Genomic DNA, 19,927 nt, shown 5'->3' on the forward strand with positions numbered 1-19,927 from the left:
TATGAAATGTAAAATAGCAATTTTAATATTAATAATTTTTGTAGAAATTAGCTATGGACAAATAATGAAAAGGAATTCAAAACCAAATATTGTTATCATTTATGCAGATGATATGGGGTATGGTGATTTAAATTGTCAAAACCCAAATTCCAAAATACCTACGCCATATTTAGACAAATTGGCCTCAGAAGGAATGAGATTTACAGATGCACACAGTTCTTCAGGAATATGTTCGCCAAGTCGTTTTGCCTTGCTTACTGGTCAATATCATTGGAGACGAACCCATAATATCGTAAATTCATTTGGACCTCCCATGTTTAAAGACAAGGATGTAACCTTACCACAAATTTTAAAAAATAATGGATATAAAACAGCTGCTATTGGAAAATGGCATTTGGGATGGAATTGGAATTTTATAAACAAAGAACCTTCTGGAGAACGTACTTATTGGGGGGAAACTCATAAAACTTATTTGGTTCAAGATATTGATTGGGAAGCACCTTTAAAAGGTGGACCTTTAGATAGAGGGTTTGATTATTATTTTGGAGATGGAACCATTAATTTTCCTCCGTATGCATGGGTAGAAAATGATAAGTTTGTAGAAGTTCCTAATGATTTTTTTGAGTTTAATCAGTTTGAAAGACAAGCTAAAGAGATTGATTGGGACTCTCGTCCTGGGCCTAAAGTGGCAGGTTGGGATCCGTATAGAGTTTTGCCAACAATTACAGAAAAAACAATTTCATGGATTCATCATCAGAAAAAAGAATCACCATTTTTTTTATACTTAGCGCTGCCTTCTCCACATGCACCAATTATACCAAATGATGAGTTTGATGGAATGTCTAAAGCAGGAACTTATGGTGATTTTATGGTTCAAACAGATTGGGTTGTAGGTCAGGTTTTAAAAGCTTTAAAAGAAAAAGGTTTTGAAGAAAATACGATAGTAATCTTTACTTCAGATAATGGGCCAGAACAATTTGCTTTTGAAAGAGCTAAAAAATACGATCACTATAGTATGGGAGATTTTCGGGGCTTAAAACGTGATGTTTGGGAAGGTGGACATCATGTTCCTTTTGTTATAAAATGGCCAAATAATGTGAAACCAGGATCGGTTTCGAAAGAAGTGATTTCTCAAGTAGATATCATGTCTACATTGGCTGAAATTACAAACTCCTCTTTGCCCAAAGGAGCAGCTGTGGATAGTTATAGTCTTTTAGAACTTATAAAAGGGAAAAAATATAAAACACCTTTAAGAGAAGCTACAGTTCAGAACACTTATAAAGGAATGTATGGGTTAAGACAAGGAAAATGGTTATATATAAACAAATCTACAGGTCAAGTATCAAGAATGCCGAAATTCTATAAAATGATGCGTGGTTATACTGATTTTACAACCAAAGGACTTTTGTTCGATTTAGAAAAAGACTCAGAGCAACGGGTTAACTTATATACAAAACATCCTAAAGTCATAGAAAAAATGGAAGCTTTGCTGGAGACATATAGAAAACAAGGGTATTCTTTAAGGAAAAAATGGAATAAACAAAACTAAATACAAATAAGAATGAAAACAACACAAGAGAACATTGTTTTAATAATAATTTTTTTTCTTTTTTTAGGAGGAATGCAAGCGCAGGATATAGAGCGTTCTAGACCTAAACATTGGGAGGGTTTGGTCTATGGAGGTCGTTTTATGGACCGATTTTTACCTATGCCTGCTATGGGGATGTTAAGTTCTGATACTTGGGGAACACAAGCAGTAAAACCAAGGTATATAGAGAATGGAATAGAAGATAATACGTGGTCTTATTGGGGTGGAAATATCATAAAGGATGCTAAGGGAGTTTACCATCAATATTTATGTAGATGGAGGGAAGATTCAGAGAAAGGGCATATGGAATGGCCAAGGTCAGAAGTGGTACATGCTACCTCTAAAAATTCTATGGGACCTTTTAGTCCAAGAGAGGTAATAGGGAAAGGTCATAATCCTGAAGTTTATAAATTAAAAGGTGGTCGTTTTTTTATATATGTAAACGGAGGTGGTTATTTGTCTACGAGTTTATACGGACCGTGGGAGTATCAAGAATTTACATTCGATCAAAGAGAACGAGCTATTATAGACCATGTTACAAACAATACATTTGCTCAACGAGAAGATGGGTCTTATTTAATGATTTGTCGTGGTGGAGAAGTATATTTTAGTGAGTCTGGTTTGCCTCCTTTTTATCAAGTAAGCGAAAAAAGCACCTACCCTCCTTACGACGGCCGTTATGAAGATCCTGTAGTTTGGAGAACAAACATTCAGTATCATATGGTAGTAAATGATTGGTTAGGGCGAATAGCTTATTACTTGCGTTCAAAAGATGGAATTAATTGGAAAGAAGAACCAGGTGAGGCTTATATGCCAGGAATTGCTAAACATGAAAATGGACAAGTTGAAGATTGGTATAAGTTTGAACGTATGAAGGTATTGCAAGATGAATACGGACGTGCTTTTCAAGTAAATTTTGCAGTCGCAGATACCATTAAAAAATTAGATAGAGGAAGTGATAATCATAGTTCAAAGAATATTGGAATTCCAGTTACTGTTGGTCGTTTAATTACAATATTAAACAAAGAAGAAGTTAATGAATCTACAAAAGTTATTGAAGTTTTGTTAAAAGCTGAAAAAGGCTTCAACCCACATAAAGATTTAGATGTAAAGTCACTCCGCTTTGGAGCTTCTGAAGAAGTGAATTATGGAAGAGGTGCTAAGATTAAAAAAATAATAAAATTAGGAAACGATTTGGTGTTGGTTTTTAATGCTAAAGGACATGGATTTACAAAAGATAATTTTGCAGGAAAATTATTAGGAAAAACAAAGAAGGGTAAATTGCTTTTTGGATATGCTAGACTTCCTTGGATTCATTATAAAATGCAAGCATTGTCGGCTAAATATCCTGTGTTAAATGGTGTTAGTAAGCATTATTGGAAAGTAGAAGTAGAAGTGCAAAATTTTGGACAGGTTTATTCAGAACCTACTAAGATTAAGATTGAATATTTTAAAGATCATAAATGGAAAGAGTTGGTTGTTGGAAGTGTACCAATATTAGCACCTTTTCAAAAAACAACATTAGCATTTCAAGCAAGAAAATTTGCAGAAAGAGATGATGTAGTTAAAGTTAGAGTAAGCATTTTACAGAAAGGTCAAAATCCATCAATGTTAGAAGGTAATGTAATTGTTCGGTAGTTTTTTAGAATCAAATCAATCACAAAAGGTTTGTTTATAAACAAGCTATTTTAGTACATTTAGGTTCTTTTAAAACACAATAAATGATCTCCTTAAGCATTTTTGATTACCTATTAATAGGTTTGTTTTTTACAATAACCTTGTTGATAGGAATTTTGGTTTCTAAAAAATCGGGAAAAAATTCAGCTGAGTTTTTTTTATCGGGAAAAAACATGCCTTGGTGGTTGTTAGGTTTGTCTATGGTAGCTACTACTTTTTCTACAGATACACCTAATTTAGTTACAGATATTGTTCGTCAAAACGGAGTGTCTGGTAACTGGGTTTGGTGGGCTTTTTTACTAACAGGTTTGCTAACGGTTTTTGTTTATGCCAAGCTTTGGCGAAAATCCAATGTAGATACCGATATTGAATTTTACGAATTAAGATATGGAGGAAAACCAGCACGTTTTCTTAGAGGATTTAGATCTGTTTATTTAGGAGTTGTTTTTAATATTTTGGCCATGGCCGGGGTTACTTTAGCCGCTATAAAAATAGGTCAAGTAATGTTGGGTTTAGATCCTTGGCAAGTTGTGGTAAGTGCAGGTTTAATAACCGTTGTGTTTAGTGCTTTTGGAGGGTTTAGAGGAGTTGTTTATACCGATTTTTTATTGTTTTTTGTAGCCATGGCTGGAGCAATTGGGGCAGCTTACTATATTGTAAATTTACCTGAAGTTGGAGGTTTAGATGCTTTGTTAGTGCATAAAAATGTTGCAGATAAATTGTCTTTTTTTCCAGATTTTTCTGATACAAATTCACTCATCACCTTATTAATAATTCCACTAGCGGTACAGTGGTGGAGTTCTTGGTACCCAGGAGCAGAGCCAGGAGGAGGAGGTTATATTGCACAAAGAATGTTAGCTGCAAAAAACGAGAATCATGCCATTGGTGCAACTTTCTTTTTTAATATTATGCATTATGCGCTTAGACCTTGGCCATGGATTATTGTAGCCTTGGCTTCTTTAGTGGTCTTCCCAGATTTACAAAGTATCAAACAAGCATTTCCAAATATTGCAGATGATAAATTGGGACACGATTTAGCATACTCAGCCATGTTAACTAAATTACCTAGTGGTTTGTTAGGGCTGGTCTTAGCATCGTTAGTAGCGGCTTATATGAGTACTATTTCTACCCATTTAAATTGGGGGGCTTCTTATGTGGTAAATGATTTATACAAGGAACAAATAGAACCTAATGCTTCTGAAAAGAAATTAGTATTAGTAGGTAGAATAACAACAGTAGTTTTAATGGTTATAAGTGCTTTATTGGCTTTACAACTTACAGATGCTATGCAATTATTTTCTCTTATTTTAATGTTTGGAGCAGGTACAGGTTTGTTATTTATTTTAAGATGGTTTTGGTGGAGAATAAATGCGTGGAGTGAGATTTCTGCAATGGTTTCTTCGGGAGTAATTTCTTTGTTTTTTAACCAATCTTCTGTTCATCAGTTCTTATTTAATGTAAATGATGGGTTGTTTCCTGTTTGGTCAAAATATCCCTTAATAGTTGGAATTACTACATTTGTTTGGTTGTTGGTAACTTATATAACACAGCCAGAGTCTAACAGTGTTTTGTTTAATTTTTATAGAAAAACTCAACCCGGAGGTCCCGGATGGAAACAAATAATAGCCAAAGCTAACGCACAATCTGTGGAAGTTGTTACAGATACACAGCCCTGGAATTTACCTACGGGAATTTTAGCAATGCTATTGGGTTGTGTGGTTATTTATAGTTGTTTATTTGCTACTGGTTTTTGGATTTATGGGGATTATAATAATGCGCTTTTAACAAGTGGAATTGTAATTGTTTTTACTGTTTTATTGATCAGGATTTGGAAACGAATAAAAGTGAATGTCTTTTAGAAATACAGGTAATGCCTACACAAAAGATTAAAAAACACATATCTTATAGAAACAAAATCATATGTCTATTTGTAGTTAATGTGAATACACCATTTTTGTTATAGTTATTAATCTATTTAAATACAAAATGAAGAAACTCTTTTTATTTACATCTTTAATGTTTTTAAGTTTACTTGTTGGTCAAACAATCTATGCACAAGACATTAATTTTAATGAATCTTGGACGTTTTTTAATGCCGAAGCAGAAGGTGCTGAAAAAGTAAATTTTGATGATTCAAAATGGAGAAAATTAAATTTACCTCACGATTGGGCAATTGAAGGACCTTTTGATGAAAAATACAATGCACGTGCAGGTGGTTTGCCTTTTCATGGAACAGGATGGTATAGAAAAACATTTAAAGTACCAGCAAGTGCTAAAAATAAAGTTGTAAGAGTTGAGTTTGAAGGGGCTATGTATGATGCATATGTATGGGTAAATGGTCAATTGGTTGGTAACAGACCTTATGGATACATTGGTTTTGAATTCGATATTTCTAAATATTTAAAATATGACAATGAAGTGAATGTAATTGCGGTTCGTTTAAGGCCTCAAGATTTGTCTTCTAGATGGTATCCTGGTGCAGGATTGTATCGTTCTGTATGGTTAAAAATAGACGAACAAGTATATGTAGATCAATGGGGTACTTATGTAACCACTCCAACAGTTACAGAAAAATTAGCCGTAATTCAGAACGAAACCACTGTTGTTAATAAAAGCAATAAGTTGGCTAAAGTAACAGTAAAACACGAATATTTTAATCCTAAGGGAAAAAGTGTAGCTACGGTAGAAGAAAATATAAATATTAAAGCAAATACATCCGCAGTTTCTGCTTTGTATGCCAAGGTTCAAAATCCTATACGTTGGGATATTTATCAACCTAATTTATATAAAACAGTAACGACTATTACTCAAAATAATAAAGTGGTAGATACCTATGAAACTAAAATAGGTTTAAGAAGTATTGCATACACCAAAGATGGATTCTTTTTAAATGGAAAAAAAGTTCGTTTTAACGGAGTGTGTTTGCATCATGACAATGGAGCTTTGGGTTCTGCTGTGTACAAAAGGGCAGATGAAAGAAAGTTACAGATTATGATTGATATGGGAGTAAATGCCATCCGTACCAGCCACAACCCACCTTCTAGAGAGTTTTTAGAAGCTTGTGATGAATTAGGTTTGGTAGTGTTAGATGAAGCTTTTGATGTTTGGAAAATGGAAAAAGTTCCTAACGGTTACAATGTGTTTTTTGACGAATGGGCAGAAAGAGATTTGAAAGACATGATTAGAAGAGATAGAAATCATCCTTCGGTAATTATGTGGAGTATTGGGAATGAAATTATAGAGCAAAAAGACAAAAAGAACGGATGGAAAGTAGCTAAAATGCTACATGAATATTGTAAAGAAGTAGATCCTACTCGTCCAACAACAGCAGGATTTAATAATTATAGAGGTCCTTATGATAATAACATGGCTCAGCAAGTAAACATTGCTGGAGTTAATTACAAGCCTTCTAAATACGGAGAGTTGCACTCTATGTATCCAGAATTGCCATTGTATGGATCAGAAACATCTAGCTGCACAAGTAGTAGAGGAATTTATCATTTACCTATAGAAAAATACAAAACGCATGAGTCTTTACATGTAACTAGTTATGACTTAATAGGGCCACCATGGGCATATCCACCAGATGTTGAATTTCATTTTCAAGAACAAAACCCAACTATAATGGGAGAGTTTATTTGGACAGGATTTGATTATTTAGGAGAGCCTACTCCTTATGGAGGAAAAGACAACTCTACCAACGGGTATTGGAATGGAGATTGGCCATCACATGCTTCTTATTTTGGAGCTGTAGATATGTGTGGTTTCCCTAAAGATCGTTTTTACTTATACCAAAGCCAATGGACCACAAAACCAATGATTCATTTGTTACCACATTGGAATTGGAAAGGCATGGAGGGGAAAACAATTCCTGTTTATTGTTATACAAACTTAGATGAAGCCGAGCTTTTTGTGAATGGTAAGTCTATGGGTAAAAAGGTAAAAGGAAAAGATCTAACAGAAATAAAAGTAGATTTTATGCGATACGAACCTAAAACATTTAAGTCCAAATATAGACTTTCATGGGAGGTTCCTTATCAGGCAGGAAACATTAAGGTAGTTGGTTATAAAAATGGAAAAGTTATTAAAGAAGAACAAATTTTTACAGCCGGTAAACCAGCAAGAATTAGCTTGTCTGTAGATCGTAAAGAAATTGCAGCAGATGGTTCTGATTTGGCATATGTAACCGTTAGAATAGAAGATAAAAATGGAAACCTATGTCCTAATGCAGATAATTTAGTGAAGTTTTCTGTAAGAGGAGAAGGAGAATTATTAGCCGTAGATAACGGGAATCAAATTAGTTTAGAATCTTTTCAGGCAAACCAAAGAAAAGCTTTTAGCGGAATGTGTTTGGCTGTTTTAAAATCATCAAAAAAAGTAGGAGATATTAAATTAACAGCAAAGTCTAAGTATTTAAGGTCTGCTAAAGTAGTTGTAAAGACAAAGTAAAGTCAGAATATCTTATTCATGTCCAAAAATCCAGCTAATTTTTAGCTGGATTTTTTTTGAATGGATTTTTTCTAGTTAAAAAAGAAAGAAAAAAAACGATGACAGAAAAAAAAAGACATATGTATCTTACAATTCTACATATGAGACTTTCCTTTACATGCTTATGAGCTTATTTAGCATTGATTGATTTCATAAAATCGAATCAAAAAACCAAAAACCAAAACACAGCGTTTATGAAAGCAATACTAGCAATTTTAGCAGTTTTTTTGCTGCCTATAATAGGTTGGTCTCAAACACAAGTTTTTCAGAGTGGCTTTGAAAATTCATTAAATACAGAATGGGACAATGCAACAAGTGGTAGCGGATTGTCTAAATTTCAAATCAACACAATTTCTAAAAAAACAGAAAGCTATGGTTTTCAAATAAAGTTTAATGGAACAGACCAAAAAGGAAACTTATGGACTCCTAAGAACATAGAATGGAAAACAGGAAAAACATATCGAATTTCTTTTTACTACAAAGCCATTGAGCCTTTAGATAATAACCAAACTAATGTAAAAGTTTTTGATGGTTCTGGAAACAAAATAGGACATTTTAACTTTAACCTAACTCATACCAATTGGACAGAGTACGTCATAAATTTTACACCAGAAATAAACAGTACAGGAGGGCAAGTTTTATTTTCTATAAGAGCAAACAATTCAGGTGCTGGTGAAGTTTATATAGATGATGTTCGTATTCTTGAATCCGAAGATTTATCTAGTTTTTTTGACGATTTAAAATCAAAAAAATTAACATCTGTAGATACAATTTCTTGGGTGCAGTTTGGACCAGGAATGAGTGGGAATAATAAAATTTTTTATGCACATCCAACAGATCCTAATACGCATTTTATAAGTCCCAATATGGGGAATTCATATAGAACTACAGACAAAGGGTTTACCTATGAAACAATAATGAATGCCGATGCTGCATCACATAAGTCAGGGTACAGAGGTCCTGTTTCTTTTTACTCGTTAGATTTTTCAAGACAAAATGCTGATGTTGGATTGTCTACAGGTAGTGTTAAAGGAGGTTTATACAAAACAACCGATAAAGGAAAAACATGGTTGCTTATAGAGTCTGCGCAGAGTAAGGTAGGGAATAATTATTTGTCGGTAGTTTCTGTAGATCCTAAAAATGAGGATGTATGGTACTTAGGAGCAGGAAGAATGAGACATTATGGTCGTTTGTCCTATCCTCAATTAAACCCAAAAGGAACTTATGTAGATCCTAATGCAAATGGACAATTATGGAAAAGTACAGATCAAGGTGAAAATTGGACGTTATCTAATACAGGAATAAATACCAATGCAGAATTTAGTCACATTATAGTAGATCCGGTAAATAGCAATATTGTTTACGCAGCAACAAACTACGGTTTTTACAAAAGTACAAATGCAGGAGCTAGCTGGAGTTTAAAATCTGATGGAATAGATCATGATATGATTTTGTCTATGGATATGCATTTAGATGAAAATACAAATCAAGTTACATTATATGTGTTGAGTAATATTACCTGGAAAGCAAAAACTACTGCTAGTGGAAATTCAGTAGAGCACCATCAAGGAGGTGTTTTTAAAAGTACAGATCAAGGAGAAACATGGACAAATATTAACGGAAACCTGTATTTAGATTTAAGTGTCTTTGATGATAATTATGATGTTAAAAAAAGTTATTATCAAACAGTAGCTCATTATTTTGGTTTGTCTAATTGGACAGATGCTCAAACGGCATATCCTGTTTTACCAACTCACATTACTACAAGGTTTAATACAATTACGGTAGATCCTGAAGATGTTCATAATTTATATTTAGTAAACGAATATTCCAATGCATCTGATAATAATTTTAAACCAGGACAAATTTGGAGAAGTAAAAATGGAGGAGACAATTGGTATGTTACATTTAGGAATGGTAAGAACTGGAACAATGGTAGGTACGATTCTTATTGGAGTACACAAAGAAAAAATCCTATGGGGAGCAATGTTACTTTTAAATACAAAGGAGATTGGTTAAATAGAGATGATTATGAGCGCAAAGGTTGTAATTATGCCATGTTTAATGCCAATGGTTCTGTATTGTATACACAATTGGCTAAAGTAGGATTTGTATCTTATGACAAAGGAGATAATTGGGTAGATATTGATGATGAACAAGCCAACGAACCAGGTTCTAATTTAGATGGATGGGTAGGGGCAGGAAATAGCAATGTGCCAGGGCATGGATTTTACCAATCTTCTTTATGGCCAGGAAAAGTATTTTGTCCTTCAGGAGAAAATAGTTTGTGGATTACCAACAATCAAGGTGAAACAGTAAGAGAAGGAGCACAAGGGGCATCAGTAATGCATTTAGTGTATAACAACAACGGAGAAAGGCAAGAACATTCTGTAAGCTCTGTAGTAGTGCATCCAACGGATAAAAACACATGGTATGCTACTTTTTTTAGACAATCAGGAAGAGGAAAGTTATATAAAACTACCGATGCAGGAGCAAATTGGTTAGAACACGGGGTTGCAATTCCAGAACCTTGGGCACCTGCCCCTCCAGGTAGTGGAGATCAAGCAGTGCATCAAATGTGTTTAATGATTGATAAAAACAATCCTGATTACATGTATTTTTGTGTGCCAAAATCATCTATAGATATTGAATGGGTTGGAGATAGTGCACAAAGTTGGGGAGTACATCGTTCTACCAATGGAGGTGTTACTTGGCATGAAATTAATAACGGCTTGCCAGCAAGTTTAGATGTACCTAGAATTGCTTTTGATCCTAATAACAGCAATGTTTTGTATGCGGCCGTTATGGATAGAAACGGAGGCTTGTATAAATCTACCAACAACGGAACCAATTGGACAGAGGTTACAACAGCTTCTTCCATAGCAGGAACATATGGAATTAACGACATTCATTTTGATGTACATGGAAACGCATACATTACTGCAGGTTATAAAAATGCAGATACCAATGCAGGTGGTTTGTGGGTAAGCAAAGACAATATGGTTACTTGGACTCAGTTGTTTGATTATCCTTGGGTAAATAGAGTAGAAACAGCTAAGTACGATAGCAATGTAATTATGATTTCTACATTGCCAAACACCAATGTAAGTTTAAGAAATGCAGGAGCTTATTTGTCTAAAGATGGAGGAAGCACTTGGATCAAATTCAACAAAGGAAACGGACAATCAGACAGAATAAATGACATTGCAATAGATTATACCATACCAGGTAAATATTACGTTTCTACTAGAGGAAGTGGTTGGTACATGGCTAAAGAAAAAAATGCACAGAGCATAACATTGTCTTTAGATGATTTAGAAATTAAAAGCACAGCAACTACCTGTCCAGATAATGCAAATGGAGAAATAGAAATAACAGCTAAAAAAGTGTTTAATTACACGGTTCAATTAAGTGGTAACGGAATTAGCAATACAACTAAAAACTTTACTCATCAAGCTTTGTTTAGCAATTTAGCTACCGGAGAATATAAGCTATGCATTACTCCAGAAAATCAAGAAAAAAGATGTTTTACAGTTAAGATTATAGAACCACAAAAAATAGATGTTTCTACAAAGGTTAATGAGCTAGAAAAGACCATTACGCTAAATTTTAAAGGGAGTTCAGTTTACAAGGTTCAATTGAATAATCAAAAAATTCAATTATCAGAAAACACTGTTGAATTGCCTCTACAAGTAGGATTGAATACAATTACAGTAGAAGGAGATCAAGATTGTCAAGGGAAATATACAGAAGAAATAAATGTTAACGGATTACAGGTAAACCCTAATCCAACAGCAGGTGTAATTTATGTAAATGGATTAAAAACAGGAGATGAGGTAAAGGTGTTTAATGTTCAAGGAAATCAAGTATTAGGAGGTGTACAGTACAATGCTTCTATAAACCTATCGGAATTGCCTAATGGAATTTATATTCTGTCTATCAAAAACAAATCAGCAAACAATACACATAAAATCATAAAAAACTAAAATGGAAAAAATAATTTATACCTGTTTACTTGTATTTGTTGGAGGCTTGTTTTTAGGAACTGCTCAAGAAAAAAAGCGACCTAATGTAGTGGTCGTTTTAGCAGATGATATTGGGACTGGAGACATTTCATATTACCGAAAACTACACAAAGGACAAGTAGTTTTAGAAACGCCTAATATAGACAAGTTAGCCAATCAAGGAGTGGTGTTTACCAATGCACATGCACCAGCAGCTTTGTGTGCTACTTCTCGTTATTCTATTATGACAGGAAATAACAATTACCGCAGTCCAAAACCTTGGGGAGTTTGGTCTGGGTATGCAGCTACAGAAATAACTAAAGAACAGGTGTCGTTAGGTAGAGTAATGAAACAAGCCAAGTATCAAACAGCCTTTTTGGGCAAATGGCATATGGGAATGAGTTTTGCTAAAAAAAGTGATGCCAATGAGTTGTTTACTATAGAAGGTAAAAAACCAAACATAAATGTCGATTTAAGAAAAATAGTATCAGGAGGACCTGCAAGTCATCAATTTGATTATTCGTTTACATTGCCTTCTGGAATTCAGAACGAACCTTATGCTGCTTTTGAAAATAGCAAATGGTATCCTTTAAAAAAAGATTCAAAAATTACATTTGTTGATGAGGTTTTTATGGAAAGGATAGGAGCGAGTTTAGAAAAAAAAGCAGGGTTAGGGGATTCTAATTGGAATCCTAGTAAAATAGGGTCGATATTAGCTCATAAAGCGGTGAATTTTATTAGAGAAAATGCAGCTAACAAACAACCTTTTTTTATGTATTACTGTTCGCAAGCAGTACACACTCCACATATGGCTGCAGAGGAATTAAATGGAGTAAAAATAGCAGGAACCACACCATCTAAGCACTTGGATATGATCAAAGAGTTAGATGTACAAGTGGGAATGATTGTAGACGAATTAAAAAAACAAGGAGTTTATGACAACACCGTTTTTATATTCACGTCAGACAACGGAGGACTGCATGTAGATGGAGATACTTGGAATGTAGGACATGAACCAAGTGATATTTATAGAGGAAAGAAAAACGATCCATACGAAGGAGGTCATAGAGTACCATTTATAGCTGTTTGGCCAAAACAAATAAAGCATAACACCGTTTCAAATGTACCTGTTTTAGGATTAGATATTTTAGCTACAGCTGCTGCAGTTGCAAAATATAAAGTACCTAATACAGAAGCTTTAGATTCATACAATCTGCTGCCATTGCTAACCAGAACAGAAAAAAAGCATACACGTCCTTATATTCTTGTTCAAGGAGGTACAGGAAGGGAAGGTATTATTATAGAAAAAGATTGGAAGTTGATTATACAAATAGATAAAAAAGATAAAACCAATAAAAAAAGAACTCCAATAGCTTTGTTTAATTTAAAAACAAATGAAACAGAAGACGAACGATACAATTTAGTATCACAAAAAAAATACAAGAAAAAAGTAGAAGACTTAATGAAAAAGTATAACCAAACTAGAGATGGATTGGCAATGACAGGTAAACATTATTAATACATGATTAAATTAATTAAAATGACAAACAGAATTGTAGCATCTATTTTATTGATGGGAGTATTTTTCTCTGTACATGCTCAAAAAAAACCAAATGTAATAGTGGTTTTAGCAGATGATATTGGAACAGGAGATGTTTCTGCTTATAGAAAATTACATTCTAATAAAATTATATTAGAAACTCCTAATATCGATAAGCTAGTAGAGAAAGGTGTAATGTTTACCAACGCACATGCACCGGCCGCTTTGTGTGCCACTTCTCGTTATGGAATTATGACAGGAAACGGATGTCATCAAAGTCCATTGCCGTGGGGAGTCTGGAGTTCTTATGCTCCATCGGCATTTAAACCCAATCAATTAACCTTAGGAAGATTAATGCAGCAAGCAAATTACAATACAGGTTTTTTTGGAAAATGGCACTTGGGTATGAGTTTTAAAGATAAAAACAAACCAAATAAAATTTACAAAGAGGTAAGAGGAAAAAAGATGGAGTTAGGAGTAGATGTTTCTGAGATAGTTGCAGGAGGCCCTAGTTACAACGGATTTGATTATAGTTTTACATTGCCTGCAGGAATACAAGACGTTCCATATGCAGTTTATGAAAATAGCAAATGGATGCCTTTGCAAAAAGATTCTAAAATAGATGTGATTACCAATGAAAAAATGGCCAAGTTGAATGTGAAATTAGACAAAGATGAAGGTTACGGAGATTCTAATTGGGACCCACATAATATTGGACCTTTGTTGGTTGGTAAAGGAATTGAGTTCATCAAAAAAAATGCACAAAAAGAAAAACCATTCTTTATGTATTATTGTTCACAAGCGGTGCACAAACCACACACACCTTGTAAAGAATTGGACGGGGTAAAAATAGCTGGAACTACACCTTCTAAGCACATTGACATGATTAAAGAATTAGATGTGCAAGTGGGAATGCTTATCAAGCAGTTAAAGAAAGAAGGTGTTTATGAAAATACGGTGTTTATTTTCACATCAGATAACGGAGGTTTGTTGGTAGATAAAAACACAGCAAAATCAGGACACAAAGTAAGTAGTATTTACAGAGGAGCAAAAAATCAACCTTATGAAGGAGGACACAGAGTTCCTTTTATTGTGTCTTGGCCTAAAGAATTACAATCTGCAAGAATAAACAAACCTGCTTTAGGTTTAGATATTATGGCAACTTTAGCGGCTATTACAAATACTAAAATAGAAAAAGGACAAGCGGTAGATTCTTACAATTTGTTGCCAGTATTAAAAAATCCAAAGAGTGATGATATACATTCCTTTTTAATGGTACAAGGAGGATCAGGAAAACAAGGAATTATTATAGAAGATGATTGGAAGTTGATTGTAGATTTTGATAAAAAAGACAAAACTTGGAAAACGAGAACTCCAAGAGCATTGTTCAATCTAAAAGAAAATATTCAAGAAAAAGAATCAGGAAACATGGTGAACAATCCTAAATATCAGAAAAAAGTAAAAGAATTGTTAGATAAATACAACCATTACAGAGATCAAAAAACACCTACAGGAAAACACATTTAAAATAGATAAATAATCACTAGAAATATGTTGAATAGTAAAATCAAAAAAGGAATGTTAGCGGTTGCAGCGTTAAGCGCGTTAACATTTAATGAGGTAAAAGCTCAAAAGGTAAAGGCTAATTGGGAGTCTTTGGGTACCGTAAACGAGGAGCCAGATTGGTTTCAAGATGCAAAATTTGGAATTTATGCACATTGGGGGCCTGTTTCACAAGCTTTTGAAGGAACAGATCCAAATAAATTTTATGCAGGATGGCATGGAATGAAAATGTATGAAGATGGTAAAAAAGTACCAACTAAAAACGGAAAACCAACAAGTAATTTTGTGCATCAGGTAAAACAGTTTGGAGATCCTGCAGAGTTTGGATATAAAAAGTTTATAGAAAACTTTAATCCATCAGCTTTTGATGCCAAAGAATGGGCAGAATTGTTTGCAGCATCTGGAGCTAAATTTGCGGGACCTGTAGCAATGCACCATGATAACTTTGCAATGTGGGATGCAAAATCTACACGTTGGAATTCTATGAACTACGGAGGGATAGATCCATCTGCAGCCTTAAAAAAAGAAATTGAAGGAAAAGGATTGAAATTTATGGGGTCTTTCCACCATGCATTTACTTGGAAATATTTTGGGCCAGCACATAAATACGGAGGAATAGATCCTAAAGATTATGATTTATACACAAGTGCACATGATTTAGATGATGATACCCCAGACAAGCGTTTTTACAAAGAATGGTGGGCAAAATTAAAAGAATTTATTGATGTGTACCAGCCAGATTTAATTTGGTTTGATTGGTGGTTAGAAAATATGGATGAGAAAACAAGACAAAAATTCTTAGCATATTACTACAATCAAGGAAAAAAATGGGGAAAAGAAGTAGCAGTTTGTTACAAAGAAACCACGTTTCCAGAAAATACAGCTATTAGAGATTACGAAAGAGGTCGTCCTAACCAACCTAAAAAAGAAGTTTGGTTAACAGATACATCTCCAGGAGCTTGGTTTTACAGACCAGGTGTAAAGTTTAAATCACCTAATGAGTTGATTGATATTTTAGCAGACATTGTTTCTAAAAATGGATGTATGTTGTTAAACGTACCACCTAACCCAGATGGAAGTATTCCTCAAGTAATGAAAGATTTGTTAATAGATATGGGGAAATGGTTAAAAATTAATGGAGAAGCTATTTATGGAACAAGACCGTGGACTGTGTTTGGAGAAGGGCCAACACGTTTGCCAGAAGGTGGTCATAAAGTAGAGAAAATTAAAATAGCTTATACAAATAAAGACATCCGTTTTACTAAAAAATCAGAAAAAGAGATTTATGCCATTGTAATGGATACTCCTAAAGTAGCAACAATCATTAAGACATTAAGCACAGATATTGGAGTGTTAAATTCTAAAATTGAGAAAGTGGAGTTGTTAGGAAGCAATGAAAAAGTAGAATGGATAAGAAATGAAGAAGGGTTAATTATTAAAGCCCCTAGCAAAGTACCTTCAGAATATGGAGTTGCATATAAAATTACCTTAGAAGGATATAAAGAAAACAATATTGGAGGTGCTGTAGATGCACATGTTGAATAACGTTTTTTAAGAAAAACACTTTTAAATTTAAAAAGCGCTGCTGTAAACTTTAGTTTACAGCAGCGCTTTTTTTATGGTTTACTAGTTTTTGATAAGATTTAAAGTTGTTTTTTGATGAATGTTTTAAATTTTATTGCTTTTATTAGGTATATAAAGGGCTTCAGGATTTTTTTTTGAGATTTGTTAAATCATAATTGTCTTGGTTTTGAACATATGATTCATCAGATTGGTGATATAAAACCCAAATTTGAACTTATTAACTAACTAAAAACTAAGCATAAATGTATAGTGGATTAAAAATGGTGCTTATTAAAAGCAAAAGAAAATCTATTACAAAGTATTTTTTTGCAACAATGCTCTTCTTGTTTATAGGAACATTTGCAATGAATGCACAAAAAAAAATAACGGGTTTGGTTAAAGACGAAAGTGGTCTTCCGTTATTAGGGGTAAATGTAATAGTAAAAGGAACCAATAAAGTAGGTATTACCGACTTTGATGGAATGTATAGTATTCAAGCCAAACAAGGACAAGAAATTGAGTTCAACTCAATGGGGTATGAAACACTAACAGTAAAAGTGTTTGGAAACAATGTAATTAACGTAACATTAAAAACAAACTTAACAGATTTAGATGAGGTTGTAGTTGTAGGATACGGAACTCAGAAAAAGAAAGAAGTAACTGGGGCTGTAACTCAAGTAAAAGCCGAAGTTTTAGAAAAAACAACAACTTCTGATGTGGGTCAAGCCATTCAAGGTCAAATAGCGGGTGTAAACGTAGCCTCTAGTTCAGGGGCTCCTGGAGAAGAAGCAAACATTGTAATTCGTGGTTTTGGCTCTTTAATGGACGGTAACAACGGTCCTTTATATGTAGTAGATGGAATTCCTTTTGATTCAGACCCTCAATTGAGTATTTCAGAAATAGAAACAATAGATGTTTTAAAAGATGCAGCATCGGCATCAATTTATGGAGTTCGTGGTTCTAACGGAGTTATATTAATAACAACCAAACAAGGAAAAGCTGGAGAAATGAACATTCGATTAAATTCAGAATACGGTATTCAAAGCATTCAGTCGGAGTTTCATTTAATGAACAAAGAAGAGTATACTTATTTAAGTATGACTAGATCTTCTATCAATTCAGGAAAAGCTCAAGGAGGAGTTGATGTTGATATACACAGAAATGCAAGTTACTTTACCAACGATACAGATTTAAAGAAAATTTTGTTGAACAATGCAGCAACGGTACAAAATCATTCTTTAAATATTTCTGGAGGTAAAAAAGATTTAACCTATAGTATGAATATGAATTACTACGGTCAAGAAGGAATTTTTTACAATTCAGATTATGATCGATTTAATGTTAGGTCTAACACAAATTTTACAAAAGGAAACTGGAAAATTACTTCTGGAATTACATTTAAAAGAGACGAGAAAAAAGTTCCTTTTAATGGAATGATGAATCAAATTTATAGATATAGAGTTTTTCAACCTGCAATAAATTTAGACTCAGATGCACTTGAAAATTTAACAGAAATTACAACTTCAGATCCAAATGAAGATTGGAAATTAAACGAAGCTAGAAGGTTGGCTGGAGCTGTTAGAAATTTAAAAAGAGATGATACTCGAAGAGAAAACAGCACTACAGGAAATGTACAAATTCAATATGATGTTTTTAAAGATTTAAAAATTACAGGAAGATTTGGAGCTACTTTTAGAGATCGTAAGGACATTCGTTTGACCCCTGTTTTTGATATTTACAACACAGATGGAGAATTGATTTCAAATCCAAATGCTGTTTCTATCAATCAAACATCCTCAACCAATTACTCAAAATATACCTCAGAGTTATTTGCAAATTATTCTAAAAAAATAGGAGAACACAAAGTAAATATATTGTTAGGTACTACTTTTGAAAAATCACATAGTGAATACTATTCCGTAGAAAAAAGAAATGCCATTAGTCAAGGAATTACTGTGTTAGATAATTATGAATTGAACTGGGATATTGAGTCTGGAGGAAGAGATTATACACGTGTAGTTTTAGGAAACTTAGTAAGATTGCAGTACAATTATGCAGGGAAATATTTATTAAGTGCAAGTGGAAGGTATGATGGATCTTCACAATTCCGTAAAGACAATAGATGGAAATTGTTCCCTTCACTTTCTGTAGGATGGAATATCTCTGACGAATTATTTTGGGATCCTATAAAAGATGTTGCCAATTCATTTAAGTTAAGATATAGTATTGGTACCAACGGAAACGACCGTTTTTCTCCTTACAGCAACCAATCCGTAATTTATAATGGAATAGATTATGTATTTGGAAGTAACTACGCATCAGACAACCTTACAGGAAATACCTCTGCAGCAGTAGCTTTAGGATCTACACAATTAGATTATGCAAATGAATTGTTGCAATGGGAAACCAATATAGAGCAAAACTTAGGGGTAGATGTAAGTTTCTTCAGAAACAAATTAACATTCTCAGCCGATGTTTATAAAAACGAAAAGAAAGATTTGTTGTATCAAGTGGTAAACCCACCATCAACAGGGGTTTCAGGAGGAAATAGAAATACGGTTTTTAACGTAGGGAATATGGAAAACCGAGGAATTGAATTGGCGGCCAAATACAGACACAACAATAAAAAAGGATTCAGTTGGGATGTTTCGGGAACTTTTACTAAAAACAAAAACGAGGTAACTAAAACAGCACCTAACAATCCATTTATTTATTTAGACAACAGTTATATTTCTGATGCAGGTACTAGAGAATTGGTAAGTGTAATAACAGAAGGATACGAAGCTGCTGCTTTCTTTTTACGAGAAACTAACGGAATTATAAAAACACAAGAGCAGTTAGATGCGTATAAATTAATAGATCCTAGTGCTAAAATGGGAGAGTTAATGTATGTAGACCAAAAAACGGTAGATACAAATGGAGATGGAATTGCAGATGCGGGAGATGGACGTATTACAGATGAAGACAGAGTGTATAGCGGAAGTGGAACTCCAGATTTTGAAGCAGGATTGAATTTTAATGCAAATTATAAAGATTTTGATTTGTCTATGCAATGGTACGGAGCTTTTGGAGCAGAGGTAATGAATGGTAGTAAAGCTTATGCTTATCAAGAAGGAGTACACAAAGACTTGTATTACTCTTGGACACAATACAATCAAAATGCAAGTATTCCTTGGTACAACGGAAACAACACAAGATCTTTTAGAGGAGGTTCTGCATATTTTTTAGAAGATGGAACTTACGTTCGATTAAGAAACGTAGCGATTGGATATACACTACCTAAAAACACTTCTAAAACTTTAGGAATTAGTAAGCTAAGATTCTATGTTCAAGCACAGAACCCATTAACGTTTACCAAATACACAGGTTTTGATCCAGAAATAGGAGGAAGTTTAAGTAAAAGAGGTATTGATGCAGGTAAATATCCAATGTCTTCACAGTACAAATTAGGACTTCAATTACAGTTTTAATAAAGTGCGAATTAGAATTAATTCATCAATCAAA

The 19,927-nt window shown here is 33.7% G+C and carries 9 protein-coding genes; all 9 read left to right on the plus strand.

The genetic code is table 11. The features are described from left to right. Position 1 precedes the first annotated feature (1 nt). Positions 2–1,549: a sulfatase family protein gene (locus ACY2IJ_RS11425; RefSeq protein ID WP_476724498.1), complete on the plus strand. Its 1,548-nt coding sequence runs from the start codon at positions 2–4 to the stop codon at positions 1,547–1,549. Positions 1,550–1,561: 12 nt separating this feature from the next. Then, positions 1,562–3,226: a glycoside hydrolase family protein gene (locus ACY2IJ_RS11430; RefSeq protein WP_476724499.1), complete on the plus strand. Its 1,665-nt coding sequence runs from the start codon at positions 1,562–1,564 to the stop codon at positions 3,224–3,226. A gap of 83 nt (positions 3,227–3,309) precedes the next feature. Continuing rightward, positions 3,310–5,124, plus strand: a complete 1,815-nt coding sequence (locus ACY2IJ_RS11435; protein ID WP_476724500.1) for a sodium:solute symporter family protein — start codon at positions 3,310–3,312, stop codon at positions 5,122–5,124. A 127-nt stretch (positions 5,125–5,251) separates the two neighbouring features. Beyond that, positions 5,252–7,714: a glycoside hydrolase family 2 TIM barrel-domain containing protein gene (locus ACY2IJ_RS11440; RefSeq protein WP_476724501.1), complete on the plus strand. Its 2,463-nt coding sequence runs from the start codon at positions 5,252–5,254 to the stop codon at positions 7,712–7,714. A 233-nt stretch (positions 7,715–7,947) separates the two neighbouring features. Beyond that, positions 7,948–11,739 carry a VPS10 domain-containing protein gene (locus tag ACY2IJ_RS11445; RefSeq protein ID WP_476724502.1) on the plus strand — a complete coding sequence of 1,264 codons (3,792 nt, stop codon included), beginning with the start codon at positions 7,948–7,950 and terminating at the stop codon, positions 11,737–11,739. Between the two features lies 1 nt (position 11,740). After that, positions 11,741–13,276, plus strand: a complete 1,536-nt coding sequence (locus tag ACY2IJ_RS11450) for a sulfatase family protein (RefSeq protein WP_476724503.1) — start codon at positions 11,741–11,743, stop codon at positions 13,274–13,276. A 3-nt stretch (positions 13,277–13,279) separates the two neighbouring features. Further along, complete coding sequence (locus tag ACY2IJ_RS11455) at positions 13,280–14,824, plus strand: sulfatase family protein (RefSeq protein ID WP_476724504.1); 1,545 nt, start codon at positions 13,280–13,282, stop codon at positions 14,822–14,824. 24 nt (positions 14,825–14,848) lie between these two features. After that, positions 14,849–16,405, plus strand: a complete 1,557-nt coding sequence (locus ACY2IJ_RS11460; protein WP_476724505.1) for an alpha-L-fucosidase — start codon at positions 14,849–14,851, stop codon at positions 16,403–16,405. A gap of 281 nt (positions 16,406–16,686) precedes the next feature. Next, on the plus strand, positions 16,687–19,893 hold the full coding sequence (locus ACY2IJ_RS11465) for a SusC/RagA family TonB-linked outer membrane protein (protein ID WP_476724506.1): 3,207 nt from the start codon (positions 16,687–16,689) through the stop codon (positions 19,891–19,893). Positions 19,894–19,927 lie beyond the last annotated feature (34 nt).

The sequence above is a fragment of the Wenyingzhuangia gracilariae genome (assembly GCF_056387575.1).

Bases quoted from the DNA above. Each gene is read 5' to 3' on its own strand.
- ACY2IJ_RS11425 (WP_476724498.1), top strand. From the start codon at position 2: ATGAAATGTAAAATAGCAATTTTAATATTAATAATTTTTGTAGAAATT.
- ACY2IJ_RS11430 (WP_476724499.1), top strand. From the start codon at position 1,562: ATGAAAACAACACAAGAGAACATTGTTTTAATAATAATTTTTTTTCTT.
- ACY2IJ_RS11435 (WP_476724500.1), top strand. From the start codon at position 3,310: ATGATCTCCTTAAGCATTTTTGATTACCTATTAATAGGTTTGTTTTTT.
- ACY2IJ_RS11440 (WP_476724501.1), top strand. From the start codon at position 5,252: ATGAAGAAACTCTTTTTATTTACATCTTTAATGTTTTTAAGTTTACTT.
- ACY2IJ_RS11445 (WP_476724502.1), top strand. From the start codon at position 7,948: ATGAAAGCAATACTAGCAATTTTAGCAGTTTTTTTGCTGCCTATAATA.
- ACY2IJ_RS11450 (WP_476724503.1), top strand. From the start codon at position 11,741: ATGGAAAAAATAATTTATACCTGTTTACTTGTATTTGTTGGAGGCTTG.
- ACY2IJ_RS11455 (WP_476724504.1), top strand. From the start codon at position 13,280: ATGATTAAATTAATTAAAATGACAAACAGAATTGTAGCATCTATTTTA.
- ACY2IJ_RS11460 (WP_476724505.1), top strand. From the start codon at position 14,849: ATGTTGAATAGTAAAATCAAAAAAGGAATGTTAGCGGTTGCAGCGTTA.
- ACY2IJ_RS11465 (WP_476724506.1), top strand. From the start codon at position 16,687: ATGTATAGTGGATTAAAAATGGTGCTTATTAAAAGCAAAAGAAAATCT.